The 14,185-nt window shown below is 64.8% G+C and carries 7 protein-coding genes; all 7 read left to right on the top strand.

Annotated features, from left to right (window positions below; translation table 11 throughout):
* Window positions 1-774 precede the first annotated feature (774 nt).
* The 7 genes from AC1ECK_RS12565 (at window position 775) to AC1ECK_RS12535 (ending at window position 14,152) form a co-directional block, all read left to right on the top strand.
* On the top strand, window positions 775-1,173 hold the full coding sequence (locus AC1ECK_RS12565) for a hypothetical protein (RefSeq protein ID WP_480319441.1): 399 nt from the start codon (window positions 775-777) through the stop codon (window positions 1,171-1,173).
* Window positions 1,174-1,321: 148 nt separating this feature from the next.
* A complete protein-coding gene (gene bamA, locus AC1ECK_RS12560) occupies window positions 1,322-3,637 on the top strand; it encodes an outer membrane protein assembly factor BamA (RefSeq protein ID WP_480319439.1) in 2,316 nt (771 codons plus the stop codon).
* A gap of 231 nt (window positions 3,638-3,868) precedes the next feature.
* Window positions 3,869-4,591: a response regulator gene (locus AC1ECK_RS12555; RefSeq protein WP_480319437.1), complete on the top strand. Its 723-nt coding sequence runs from the start codon at window positions 3,869-3,871 to the stop codon at window positions 4,589-4,591.
* 257 nt (window positions 4,592-4,848) lie between these two features.
* Entirely contained in the window at window positions 4,849-6,117 is a 1,269-nt protein-coding gene (locus tag AC1ECK_RS12550) for an efflux RND transporter periplasmic adaptor subunit (RefSeq protein WP_480319434.1), read from the top strand.
* Window positions 6,118-6,144: 27 nt separating this feature from the next.
* Window positions 6,145-9,276 carry an efflux RND transporter permease subunit gene (locus AC1ECK_RS12545; protein ID WP_480319432.1) on the top strand — a complete coding sequence of 1,044 codons (3,132 nt, stop codon included), beginning with the start codon at window positions 6,145-6,147 and terminating at the stop codon, window positions 9,274-9,276.
* Complete coding sequence (locus AC1ECK_RS12540; protein WP_480319430.1) at window positions 9,273-12,620, top strand: efflux RND transporter permease subunit; 3,348 nt, start codon at window positions 9,273-9,275, stop codon at window positions 12,618-12,620. Before AC1ECK_RS12545 ends, AC1ECK_RS12540 begins: the two co-directional genes overlap by 4 nt.
* Window positions 12,617-14,152 (top strand): efflux transporter outer membrane subunit, encoded by a 1,536-nt coding sequence (locus AC1ECK_RS12535; RefSeq protein ID WP_480319428.1) that lies wholly within the window; start codon window positions 12,617-12,619, stop codon window positions 14,150-14,152. The genes AC1ECK_RS12540 and AC1ECK_RS12535 overlap by 4 nt, the downstream gene beginning before the upstream one ends.
* Window positions 14,153-14,185: the final 33 nt, after the last annotated feature.

The raw sequence follows: 14,185 nt of genomic DNA, 5'->3' as shown, positions 1-14,185 counted from the left end.
CACCTACTTTTCTTTGCCGCCGCAAAGAAAAGTAGGCAAAAGAAAGCGGGCTCACAACCGCCAGCCTGTAGGTGTCCACCACTCAAACCATTGCGGCGTGGTCCGCACGAAGACCGGCCCTCGCATCTCCCCCATTAGTGACAAAGGGCTCATCCACCCCACTCCGCACTGCGTGCGTCGCGGATGGGTCTGCCTGGGAAAGCGGGTCTGCCTGGGTTTGCGGCCTATGGTCGGGCTGTGCGGCGACACCAGGAACAATGGGATGGACTCCTCCTCACCCGGTTAGCGCTCGGCGCATGATCAGCGACGTGGTTGACCGCTCGGCATGCCGCCGGCGCTACCGTACCGATAGTGGGCAAGCCAAAGATCGCTGGAATACCTACGGAGTGTGCAGAAGGCGCTATGCCCTTCGGCGGGGCGCGTAGCGCAACGCTGGAACGGATGACGGCCTTGTCACTAACGCGAATGGTGCAAGGGCCGCTCCTCGTGCGGACCATTCCGTGGTGACCTGAGTGGTGGACACCTACGGGCTAGCGGTTGTCAGCCCGCTTTCTTTTGCCTACTTTTCTTTGCGGCGGCAAAGAAAAGTAGGTGCCGCCCCGCACAGGGGCAACGCTAATAAACCAATAACACAGCAAGGAAAGGCCAACGCCGTAGGCAAACAGACCACTAAAAAAACAAGAACTCAAAATGGAAGAATAGGTAATGCACCAGTAACCCCCACTGCTTGCAACTCCCCTAGACTCGCTCTCCAATGTTGTTCGGAGCGCTCTCATGTCACAGCCGGTTGCCGTCGCGATCCATTCCCTTCACTCCTTCGAGCTGACCGGCGATGGCCAGTACCTCATGCTCAAAGGAAATCAACCCGATAGCATCGCCCTGCACTACTCGGTCATGCACGAGCTGTTGGCCGCCATTTCCAATGCCATCGGCTGGTCCGCAAGAGTCCGGCAGCAAAACGACGACGTGAAATTCGCCATGCCCTGCGAGGCCTGGGCCGTCGGCAAAGACAAGGGCGAGTCATCCCATCTGCTGCTCTCGTTTCGTCTGCCCGGCGGCGCCGAGCTGTCGTTTCGCATGCATCGCACCGAAGTGCGTCATATGACCGAAGTGCTCTCGCTGGTGACAGGCCTCGCCAAGGTGAATGGCGCAGCCGGCGTTCGCCTGCAATAGCGCGGCCGTGCCCACCGTTCGTTCGCGGCCCCGCGCTCGCCTTCCTTCTCTCGTATCGCCGTCCTCGCACCCGGAGCAGCGGCTCCCGGAGCAACGGCTAACGTTGCGCCTCCCATCCTCCTATTGTGTGTCTCTCCTGTCAGCCTGTATGAACCTCGAAACCATTTCGGCCCGTTGCGCCCGTGCGCTGACATTCATTGGCGTGAGCGTCACCGCCGCCTCCGCCTACGCCACGACCCCGTTCGTGGTGCGCGACATCCGCCTCGAAGGCCTGCAACGCGTCGAACCGAACACCGTTTTCTCGTATCTGCCGATCAAGCAGGGCGACACTTTCTCCGACGACAAGGCCTCTGACGCCATCCGCGCGCTGTACGCGACGGGCTTCTTCAACGACGTCAAGATCTCGGCCGATGGCGACGTCGTCGTGATTCAGGTGCAGGAGCGCCCCGCCGTCGGCACCATCGATTTCGCCGGCCTCCACGAATTCGACAAGGACAACCTGACCAAGGCGCTGAACTCGGTCGGGCTGTCGCTCGGCCGCTACTACGACAAGTCGCTGGTCGATCGCGCCCAGCAGGAACTCAAGCGCCAGTATCTGACCCGCGGTTTCTACGCGGCCGAAGTCACCACCACGGTCACGCCGATCGACCGTAACCGCGTCGGCCTGCTGTTCTCGGTGATCGAAGGCCCCAGCGCGAAGATCCGCCAGGTCAACCTCATCGGCAACAAGGTGTTCAGCGACAGCACGCTGCACGACGAAATGCAGGAGTCCACGCCCAACTGGTTCTCCTGGTACACGAAGAACGACGTGTACTCGAAAGACAAGCTGACCACCGACCTCGAAAACCTGCGTTCGTACTATCTCGACCGCGGCTATCTCGAGTTCAACATTGAATCGACCCAGGTCTCGCTGTCGGCGGACAAGAAGGACATGTACCTGACGCTCACCCTGCACGAGGGCGAGCCGTACACGATTTCCGGCATCCGTCTGTCCGGCAACCTGCTCAACCGCGATGCGGAGCTCACGAAGCTCATCAAGATCAAACCGGGTGACCGTTTTTCGGCGGCCAAACTGAAAGCCGCCACCAAGGCCGTGGTCGACAAGCTCGGTGAATACGGCTACGCGTTCGCCACCGTCAACGCCCAGCCGCAGATCGACCAGCAGCACCACACGGTCGACCTGACGCTGCAAGTGGACCCGAGCCGCCGTGTCTACGTGCGCCGCATCAACATTATCGGCAACACCCGCACGCGCGACGAAGTCATCCGCCGCGAAATGCGCCAGCTCGAAAGCTCGTGGTTCGACTCCAGCCGTCTGGCGCTGTCCAAAGACCGCGTCAACCGCCTTGGCTACTTCACCGACGTCGACGTGACGACCGTGCCGGTGGAAGGCACCCCCGACGAGGTCGATATCGAAGTCAAGGTGACCGAGAAGCCGACCGGCTCGATCACGCTCGGTCTCGGTTACGGTTCCGGCGAAGGTCCGATCATTTCGGCGGGCGTGTCGCAGGACAACGTGTTCGGCTCGGGCACGAGCCTCTCGGTGAACGTGAACACGGCCACCACCTACCGCACGCTGACGGTCACCCAGGTGGACCCTTATTTCACGGTAGACGGCATCAAGCGCATTACCGACGTCTACTACCGCACCACCGAGCCGCTCTATTACTCGAGCGTCACCGACACGAGCTTCCGGATCATCACGCTCGGCGCCGACCTCAAGTTCGGCGTGCCGTTCTCCGAATCGGACATGGTCTACTTCGGCACCGGCATCGAGCAGAACCGGCTCGACGTGGACTCGACCACGCCGCAAAGCTATATCGACTACGTGAACTCCTTCGGCCGGGTGTCGAACAACGTGCCGGTCACGGTAGGCTGGTCGCGCGATAACCGCGACAGCGCACTGGTGCCGAGCCGCGGCTATTTCACCCAGTTCAACGCCGAATACGGCACGCCGATCGCCCGCACCAACTATTACAAAGCCGATCTGCAGGCGCAGTACTACTACTCGTTCGCCAAAGGCTTCGTGCTCGGCCTGAACTTCCAGGGCGGCTACGGCAACGGCCTCGACGGCAAGCCGTACCCGATCTTCAAGAACTATTACGCCGGCGGTATCGGTTCGGTGCGCGGCTATGAGCCGAGCTCGCTGGGTCCGCGCGATACGAGCACGGGCGACCCGATCGGCGGCTCGAAAATGCTGGTCGGCAACATCGAACTGACGTTCCCATTGCCGGGCACCGGCTACGACCGCACGCTGCGCGTGTTCACCTTCGTCGACGGCGGCAACGTCTGGGGCACCGAAGGCAGCAGCACGGGCGCCAACGGCTTGCGTTACAGCTACGGCGCCGGTCTCGAATGGATCTCGCCGATCGGGCCGCTCAAGCTCGACTTCGGCTTGCCGATCGTGCGGCATGCCGGCGACCAGTACCAGAAGTTCCAGTTCCAGATCGGCACGTCGTTCTGACGGCGCCAGCCGCGCTTCGTGGACCGCACGTCGGCGACGCGCGGTTTTCACGGCAATCCTAACAATATGCTTTCGCAACATTACGGAATCGAAATATCCAGCTCGCCATGTCTTGCATAACGGGCTGATGCGTTACCGTCTTTTACACAGCGCCCGTGGCGTAACTCCTCGCAACCACTTTGAGGGTCGCAAGGCACGGCAAGCACCCCCGCGCACATTAAACTCCTGCGCATGGCTATCCAAATTCTGGTCGTCGACGACGACGCCGATCTGCGCGATCTGCTGCGCACCTATCTGAGCAACTCCGGCTTCGAGGTCTCGGTGCTGCACGGCGCCGGCACGCTGGAGCGCCGGCTCGAACGGGAGCGCCCCGATCTGATCGTGCTCGACCTGATGATGTCGGACATCGACGGCCTGACGGCTCTGCGCAAGCTGCGCGCCACCGGCGACGACATCCCGGTGATCATCCTCACCGCCAAGGCCGACGACGTGGACAGGATCGTCGGCCTCGAACTGGGCGCCGACGATTTCCTCGCCAAGCCGTTCAACCCGCGTGAGTTGCTGGCGCGCGTGCAGGCCGTACTGCGGCGCCGCGTCACCCCCGCGGCAGCGGCGCCCGAGCAGCGCGAGCCGTTCACCTTCGGCCACTTCACGCTCGACTTCCAGGCGCGCATGCTCAGCCAGCAAGGCCGGCCGCTCATGCTGGCCGACAGCGTGTTCGCGCTGCTGAAGATCTTTGTCGACCATCCGCTGCGTGCGCTCAACCGCGAACGCCTGCTGGAGCTGCTGCACGGGCCGGAATACGACGGCACCGATCGCGGCATCGACGTGCAGGTGTGGCGCCTGCGCCGCATCCTCGAGGCCGACCCGTCCACGCCGCATTTCATTCAAACCGTGCGCGGCCGCGGCTATATGTTCGTGCCCGACGGCATGCGCCAGCCAGGCTCCGCATGAAGCATGGCTCGTCAGGACACAACGGCTGTCACATTCGTCAAAAGAAAATCAAAGGACGGTTCGATGGTGACAACGCCCAGTAAACGTGGCACTTTTCCGCAGTCGCGAAAAAATGCATTTTTTCGCCTCGCCCTGCGTTCGCCAACCGGACAGATGAACCGGTTGCGGCAGCGGACGCGAGTCGTTCTTGCCGGTGCGGTCCAGCCAGGCCGCATCGAACCCAACGCCTACGGCACCACCAGTTTTCGGAGATTGATATGAGCGAAGCCGTGTCCACGCAGCCCAAGCGCTCGCGCCGCAGGCTCGTCCTGCTCGCGGTCATAGTGCTGGCGCTGGTCGCGCTCGTGATCGTGCACCTGCTGAACCGGCCGAAGCCGGCGCGGGGCACCCCGCCGCAAGTCGTCACGGTCGCCACCGCCACCCTCGGCTCGATGCCGGAAACCTTAAGCGAACTGGGCACGGTCACGCCCACCGCGACCGTCACCGTGTTGCCGCAACTGAGCGGCTACCTGACCGCGGTCGGCTATCACGAAGGCCAGGACGTCGAGAAAGGCCAGTTCCTCGCCCAGATCGATCCGCGCCAGTACGAGATCAACAAGCAGCAGGGAGAAGCGCAGCTCGCCAAGGACCGCGCCTCGCTCGGGCAGGCCCGCTCGGACCTCGCGCGCTTTCAGCAGTTGTACGAGCACAAGTCGATCGCCGAGCAGACCTTCGTTGACCAGCAGTTCCTCGTCCAGCAGGACGAAGCCGCGGTCAAGTCGGACCTCGCGACCATCGCACAGTACGAACTCGACCTGGCCTATTGCCATATCACCGCGCCGGTTTCCGGACGCGTCGGCCTGCGCCTCGTCGATCCGGGCAACTATGTCACCGCATCGTCCACGACGGGCATCGTGGTCATCACCACGATGAAGCCCACCACGGTACAGTTCACCGTGCCGCAGGACTCGCTCGCCGCGGTGCTGCGGCGCATGAACGGCGGCGCGAGCCTGCCGGTCACCGCCTACAGCAGCGACAACTCGCGGCAGGTCGCCACCGGCATGCTGTACGCGGTCAGCAACCAGATGGCCACGGGCACCGGCACGGTCACCTTGCGGGCGACTTTCCCCAACGACGATGAAGCGCTGTTCCCGAACGAATTCGTCAACATCAAGCTGCTGGTCGATACGCTGCAAAACGCCGTGCTGGTGCCCACCCCGGCCGTGCAGACCGGCGCCCCGGGCGACTACGTGTACCTCGTGAACGCCGACAACACGGTGTCGGTCCACAAGGTCACGCTTGGCCCGAGCGACGGCAAGAACACGGTTATCACCTCCGGGCTCGAGGCCGGCAATGTCGTCGTGACCGACGGCACCGACCGGCTCAGCGACGGTGCCAAAATCCAGGCCGCTGCCCCGCGTGCCGCCTCGGGCGGCGCTGCCGCGGCAGCGCAGGGCGGCGCGGCCAGCGGTGCACCCGGCCAGCATCGACGGCCTCATAACGGCGCTTCGGGGGCCGCTGCCGCCTCTGCAGATGCAGCTTCGTAGTAGCGGACCCAGCCAAGCCACGCGCCGATGAATATCTCCCGCCTGTTTATTCTCAGACCGGTAGCCACCCTGCTGCTGATGATCGCCCTCGTGCTGGTGGGCCTCGTCGCGGTACGCGTGCTGCCGGTTTCCTCGCTGCCGAACGTCGACTACCCGACGATCCAGGTGCAGACCTTCTATCCGGGCGCGAGTCCGGACGTGATGGCCACCACCGTGACCGCGCCGCTCGAAGTGCAACTGGGCGAGATCCCCGGCTTGCAGCAGATGACCTCGTACAGCTCGGACGGCGCGTCGGTGATCACGCTGCAGTTCGATCTGTCGCTGAACCTCGATATCGCCGAACAGAACGTCCAGCAGGCCATCAACGCGGCCAACAGCTACCTGCCGAGCGGCCTGCCCGCGCCGCCGACCTATGCCAAGGTCAACCCGGCCGACCAGCCGATCCTGACGCTCGCGGTCACCTCGAAGTCGATGTCGCTCACGCAGCTCGAGGACGCCGCCAACAACCGCCTCGGCACCAAGATTTCGGAAGTGTCGGGGGTGGGCGTCGTGACCACCAGCGGCGGCAATGTGCCGGCCATCCGCGTCGAAGCCGACCCGCAAAAGCTGGCCGCCTACGGCCTGAATATCGACGACCTGCGCACCACACTCAGCTACGTCAACGTCAGCCAGCCGAAGGGCAACTTCGACGGACCGGACCTCGACTACACGATCAACGGCAACGACCAGATCAGCGATCCGAAAGACTACATGGACACGGTGGTCGCCTATCAGAACGGCGCGCCGGTGTTCATGCGCGACGTCGCCCGCGTGACCTCGGCGGCCCAGGACGTCGAGCGCGGTGCCTGGTACAACGGCTCGCCCGCGATCGTGCTGAACGTGCAGCGCCAGCCGGGCGCCAACGTGATCGCCACCGTCAACCAGATCATGCGGCAGTTGCCGCAGCTCGAATCGACGCTGCCGGCCGGCATGAAGGTCACGGTGGTGTCGGACAGCACGGGCGTGATCCGCTCGTCGGTGTCGGACGCGGCGCTCGAACTGGTGCTCGCCATCGTGCTGGTGGTGGCGGTGATCTTCGTGTTCCTGCGCAACGTGCCGGCCACCATCATCCCGAGCATCTCGGTGCCGGTGTCGTTGATCGGCACGCTCGCCGTGATGTACCAGTTGAACTACTCGATCGACAACCTCTCGCTGATGGCGCTGATCATCGCCACCGGCTTCGTGGTCGACGACTCGATCGTGATGATCGAGAACATCGTGCGCTATCTGGAGGAAGGCAAGACGCCGCTCGAAGCGGCGCTCGAAGGCGCCGGGCAGATCGGCTTCACGATTCTGTCGCTGACCATCTCGCTGATCGCGGTGCTGATCCCGCTGCTCTTCATGGGCGGCGTGATCGGGCGGCTCTTCAGCGAATTCGCGGTGACGCTCGCGGTCACCATCGTGCTGTCCGCGGTGGTCTCGCTGACCGTGGTGCCGATGCTCTGCGCGCGCATGTTGCGGGCTCAGGCCGAACGCCATCCGAGCCGCTTCGAGCGCTTCAGCGAGGGCCTGTTCGACAAGACGCTCGCCGCCTACGAACGGGGCTTGCGCTGGGTGCTCGATCACCAGTTGCTGACCCTGATGGTGGCGATCGGCACCGTGGTGCTGACCGGCGTCCTGTACGTCGTGATTCCGAAGGGCCTGTTCCCGGTGCAGGACGTCGGCGTGATCCAGGGGATCAGCGTGGCCGACAACTCGGTGTCGTACAAGGCGATGGTGGTGCGCCAGGGCGCGCTCGCCGATGCGATCCTGAAGGATCCCGATGTGGTCTCGCTCACCTCTTACGTCGGGATCGACGGCACCAACCCGACACTCAACAACGGCCGCTTCCTGATCAATCTGCGCGAGCACGACAAGCGCTCGGACACGGCCGAGGAGATCGCGCGGCGCCTGCAGCAGGAAGTCGCCAATGTGCCCGGGATCAGGCTCTATATGCAGCCGGAGCAGGATCTGACGCTCGACACCACGGTCTCGCCGAACCAGTACAGCTTCGTGCTGCGCGGACCGAGCCAGCAGGCGTTCCAGAAGTACGTGCCTGAACTGGTGGCGCGCCTGAAGCAGATCCCGGCGCTCGCCGATGTGCAAAGCGATATGAATACCGACGGCCTGAGCGTGAACGTCGAAGTCAACCGGCAACTGGCCGCGCGCTTCGGCATCACGCCGGCCACCATCGACAACGCGCTCTACGACGCGCTGGGCCAGCGGATCGTCTCGACCATCTTCCAGCAGTCGGACCAGTACCGCGTGATCCTCGTCGCCAAGCCCGAGTCGCTGCCCAACGTGGGGTCGCTCGGCAACCTGTATCTCCCCAGCGAGACCAGCAGCTCGGGCCAGGTGCCGCTCTCGGCGATCGCCAAGATCCAGATCGTCAAGTCGCCGCTGGTGATCAGCCATCTGGCGCAGTTCCCGGCCGTCACGATCTCGTTCAACCTCGCCAAGGGTGCGTCGCTGAGCACGGCGGTGGCGCGCATCCACGAGGCCCAGCAGGCGGTGAATCTGCCGCCGTCGATCACCTCGTCGCTGCAGGGCGCGGCCCAGGCGTTCGAGGACTCGCTTTCGAGCGAGGTGTTTCTGCTGATCGCCGCGCTGGTGGCCGTGTATATCGTGCTGGGGGTGCTGTATGAGAGCTTCATCCATCCGGTGACGATTCTCTCCACCCTGCCCTCGGCGGGTATCGGCGCGCTGCTCGCCCTGATGATGGCGGGCAGCGACCTCGACGTGATCGGCATTATCGGCATCGTGCTGCTGATCGGTATCGTCAAGAAGAACGCCATCATGATGGTGGACTTCGCGCTGGAGGCCGAACGCAATCACGGCAAGGCGCCGCGCGAGGCGATCTTCGAGGCCTCGCTGCTGCGCTTCCGGCCGATCCTGATGACCACGCTCGCCGCCATGCTCGGCGCCCTGCCGATGCTGCTCGGCACCGGCACCGGTTCGGAACTGCGCCGCCCGCTCGGTCTGGCGATCATCGGCGGCCTGACCTTGAGCCAGATGCTCACGCTCTTCACCACGCCGGTCATCTATCTGTACTTCGACCGCATGGCCGAGCGCACCCGGCGCTGGCGCAACCGCAACCGGCCCGAGGGCACGCCTGAAGGTACGGCGGGGGACGCGCCTTGAACATCTCGGCGTTATTCATCCGGCGCCCGGTCGCGACCACCCTTCTGGCGATCGCGATCCTGATCTCCGGGACGCTCGCCTATTTCCGGCTGCCGGTCGCGCCGCTGCCGAACATCGCCTTCCCGGTGATCGTGGTGCAGGCCAACATGGCGGGCGCGAGCCCCGACATCATGGCCTCGACCGTGGCCGAACCGCTCGAACGGCGCCTCGGTACGATTGCCGACGTGGAGGAACTGACCTCGATCAGCTACGTCGGCTCGTCGATGATCGTGGTGGAGTTCGGGCTCAACCGCGACATCAACGGCGCGGCCCGCGACGTCGAAGCGGCCATCCAGGCCGCGCGCGCCGACCTGCCGACCACCCTGCGCAGCAATCCGACCTATCGCCAGTACAACCCGGCCGATTCGCCGATCATGGTGCTCGCGCTGACCTCGAACACGCTCACCAAGGCACAGCTCTACGACTCCGCGGATTCGGTGATCCAGCAGCAGCTCTCGCAGGTCAACGGCGTGGGTCAGATCACGCTCGGCGGCGGCGCGCTGCCCTCGGTGCGGGTCGAATTGCAACCGGGCAAGCTGAACAGCTACGGCATCGGCCTCGAAGACGTGCGCGCGGCAATCTCGGCGGCCAACGCCGACAGCGCCAAGGGGCACCTCGACGAGGGGGAGCAGCGCTACGTGGTGCTGTCCAACGACCAGATCACCAAGGCGGCGCCGTACCGCGACCTCGTGGTGGCCTACCGCAACGGCGCGCCGGTGATGCTGCGCGATGTCGCCCAGGTCAAGGACTCCAACGAAAACATCCGCAACGCCGGGCTCTACAACGGCAAGTCGGCGGTGCTGGTGATCGTCTATCCGATGCCCGGCAGCAATATCGTGAACACCGTCAAGCAGATCAGAAACGTCCTGCCGGCGATCGAGGCAACCCTGCCGCACAGTGTCCACGTGCAGGTCGCGGTCGACCGCTCGGAATCGGTGCGCTCCTCGGTGGGCGATACCGAGCGCACGCTGTTTATCGCCGTGCTGCTGGTGGTCGGCGTGGTGTTCATCTTCCTGCAGTCGCCGCGCGCCACGCTGGTGCCGGCGGTCGCGCTGCCGCTGTCGATCGTCGGCACGTTCGGGCCGATGTACCTGCTCGGCTACAGCATCGACAACCTCTCGCTGATGGCGCTCACGATCGGCACCGGCTTCGTGGTCGACGATGCGGTGGTGGTGCTGGAAAACATCACGCGCTATCTGGAAATGGGTCTGAGTCCGAAAGAAGCCGCGCTGAAAGGCAGCGGCGAAGTCGGTTTCACCGTGATCTCGATGAGCTTCTCGCTGATCGCGGTGTTCCTGCCGATCCTGCTGATGCCGGGCATCGTCGGCCTGCTGTTCCACGAGTTCGCGGTCACGCTGTCGATTGCGATCCTGATTTCGCTGGTGATCTCGCTCACCGTCACGCCGGCCATGTGCGCCTATGTGCTGAGCCGCAACAACGCCGGCCATTCGCAGGCCCGCTGGGCGAAGTGGATCGAGGCGCAGTTCGAGCGCTTCAAGAGTGCTTACGCGCGTTCGCTCACCGCGGTGCTCGACCATGCGCTGCTGGTGATCGTGCTGCTGTTCGTGCTGCTGTTCGGCAACTTCTTCCTCGCCAAGCTGCTGTCGGCCACCTTCTTTCCGGAGCAGGACACCGGCATCCTGATCGGCCAGATCATCGCCGACCAGAGCATCTCGTTCCCGGCGATGCAAAAGAAGCTCGAGCAGTTGCAGGAGATCGTGCAGAAAGATCCGGCGGTCCAGTCGGTGGCCGGCTTTACCGGCGGCCGTGCGCTGAACACGGCGAACGTGTTCGTCGAACTCAAGCCGCTCGCGCAGCGCCGCGTCAGCGCCACCGAGGTGGTCAACCGCCTGCGGCCCAAGCTGAACCAGGTCTCGGGCGCACGGCTCTTCATGCAGGCGCAACAGGACTTGCGGATCGGCGGACGGCAGTCGGCCGCCGAGTATCAGTACACGCTGACGAGCGAAGATTCCGCGGCGCTGTTCGCCTGGACGCCGAAGCTCGTCACCCAGCTCAGCAAGGACCACGCCCGGGTGCTGGACGTGAACTCGGACCTGCAGCAAAACGGCCTGCAGACCTACGTCAACTTCGACCGCAGCACGGCGGCGCGCTACGGCTTTCAACCGAACCAGATCGACAACGTGCTGTATGACGCGTTCGGCCAACGCACGGTCTCGACCATCTACAACGCGCTCAACCAGTATTTTGTGGTGATGGAAGTGGCGCCGGAGTACTGGCAGTACCCGCAGACGCTCAGGCAGATTTTCCTGAGCACGGCGGCGGGCAACTCGAGCGGCACCGCGCAAACGCAGATGCCGGGCAAGACGGTCACGGGCGTGACGGCGACGAGCACGACCACCAGCACGTCGAGCAGTTCGTCGAGCACCAACTCGCTGAATTCGAACGCGCAAGCCAACGCCACCACCAACAGCATCTCCAACAGCAAGGGCGGCACCTCGAGCGGCAGCGCGGACAGCACCTCGGCGGAGACCATGGTGCCGCTGCCGGCGATGACGAGCTACGTGAACAATCACACCTCCACCCAGGTCAATCACCAGAGCGGCCTGGTAGCGGCGACGATCTCGTTCAACCTGCCGGCCAACGGCTCGCTGAGCACCGCGAAGCAGGCCATCGACGACGCCGCTCGCGAGATCGGCATGCCGGCCAGCATCCACGGGGCGTTCGCCGGCGCGGCGCAGGCCTACGCGCAATCGACCGGCACCATCCCGTTGCTGATCCTGGCGGCGCTCGGGGTCGTCTACATCGTGCTCGGCGTGCTCTACGAGAGTTCGATTCACCCGCTCACGATCCTCTCCACCCTGCCCTCGGCCGGCATCGGCGCGACCCTCGCGCTGCTGATCTTCGGCACGCCGTTCTCGGTGATCGCGCTGATCGGCATCATCCTGCTGATCGGTATCGTCAAGAAGAACGGCATCATGATGGTGGACGTGGCGATCCAGTTGCAGCGCAAGGAAGGCATGTCGGCCAAGGAGGCGATCCACTCCGCCGCCGTCGTGCGTCTGCGGCCGATCATGATGACCACCTTCGCCGCCGTGCTCGGCGCCGTGCCGCTCGCCATCGGCATCGGCCAGGGCGCGTCGCTGCGCCAGCCGCTCGGGGTCACCGTGATGGGTGGCCTGATCCTGAGCCAGGTGTTTACGCTCTACACCACACCGGTGATTTACCTCTACCTGGACCGTTTGCGCTTCAGGCTCGTCAGATGGGCGTCGCGACTGCCGTGGAGCAGCCAGGCGGAGCAGATGGGGCCACCGGCACAGCCGGGGCAAACGGATACGAAGGCATGAAGATGAAGATTTCCCTCACCCCTCTCACCCCTGTTGCCGCTGCGGCGGCCCTGCTGCTCGCCGCCTGCGCGGTCGGCCCGGACTACCACCGGCCGCAGGTCAGCGTGCCCGCCACCTATCGCGAACTGCCCGGCTGGACCCAGGCCGAGCCGGCCGCCGACGGTCCGAAGGGCGCGTGGTGGACCGGTTTCAACGATCCGCTGCTCGACCAGCTCGAACCGCTGGTAGCGGTCTCCAACCAGACCGTGCGCCAGGACTACGCCAACTACCAGGAAGCGCTCGCCGAGGTGAAGGTCGCCCGCGCGAGCCTGTTTCCGACCATCGGCATAACCGGCTCGGCCACCCGAGCGCGCAGCGCCACGGGCACACCGACCGTGAACAACTCCGGTTCGCTCGAAGGCAATGTGAGCTGGTCGCCGGACCTGTGGGGTTCGGTACGCCGCACCATCGAGGAGAACTCGGCAACCGCCCAGGCGAGCGAAGCGACCCTCGCGAACGCCACGCTCTCCGAGCAGGTTGCGCTCGCCACCGCGGTGATCGAGCTGCGCACCAGCGACGCGAATATCGACCTGCTGCAGAACACGGTCAAGGCGTACCAGCACTATCTGGATGTAGTCGCGAATCAGGACAGGTTCGGCACCATCGCGCCGTCCGATGTGGTGACCGCACGCACCCAGCTCGAAACCGCGCAGTCGAGCCTGATCGCGCTCGGCGTAGCGCGGGCGCAGGATGCGCACGCGATCGCGGTGCTGGTCGGCAAGAACCCGGAAGAGCTGGACATTCCGCATAGCACCGCGATGCCGACCTTGCCGTCGATTCCGGTCGGCGTGCCGTCGACGCTGCTGCAGCGGCGTCCCGATATCGCGACGGCCGAACGCCAGATGGCGGCCGAAAACGCGGCAGTCGGCGTGACCATCGCGGCGTATTACCCCACCGTCTCGCTGTCCGCGCTGGACGGCTTCACGCAGGACCCGCTGGGCGGCTTGCTGCACGTCGCCAACTACGTCTGGTCGCTCGGCGGCAGCGCCACCGAGACGATCTTCGACGGCGGCGAGCGCAGCGGCGACGTCGCCGCAGCAAAGGCTGCGTACGACGCGGCGGTTGCCAACTACCGCGGCACGGTGCTGACAGCGTTCCAGGATGTCGAGAACGACCTCTCCGGCCTGCGCATTCTTGCCGAGCAGGCCAATGTGCTCGATGCTGCGGTGCGCGATGCGACGCACGGCACCGAGATCGCCTTCAACGAATACCAGGCCGGCACGGTGGACTACACCACCGTGGCGACGGCCCAGGCGACCCAGTTGACCAACCAGCAAACGGCCTTGAGCGTGCAGGAGTCGCGCCTGCTCGATGCGGCTTCGCTGTTCGGCGATCTGGGCGGCGGCTGGTCGGATAGCGAGTTGCACGATCCGCGCCATCCTGACCGTCAGCCGGCTGCGTCAGCGGCGGCGGCGACCGCAGCAGCGTCCACGCCTGCGGCGCCGGGCAGCAGTGCCGCTGGCGGCCAGGGGACACAAGCCGCGACACAGTGATCCGTACCCGGCGAGCCTCGTGCGGGACGCGGC

This window comes from Paraburkholderia sp. SSBN10T, from assembly GCF_056619545.1.
This window is presented reverse-complemented; position numbering and strand designations above follow the sequence as displayed.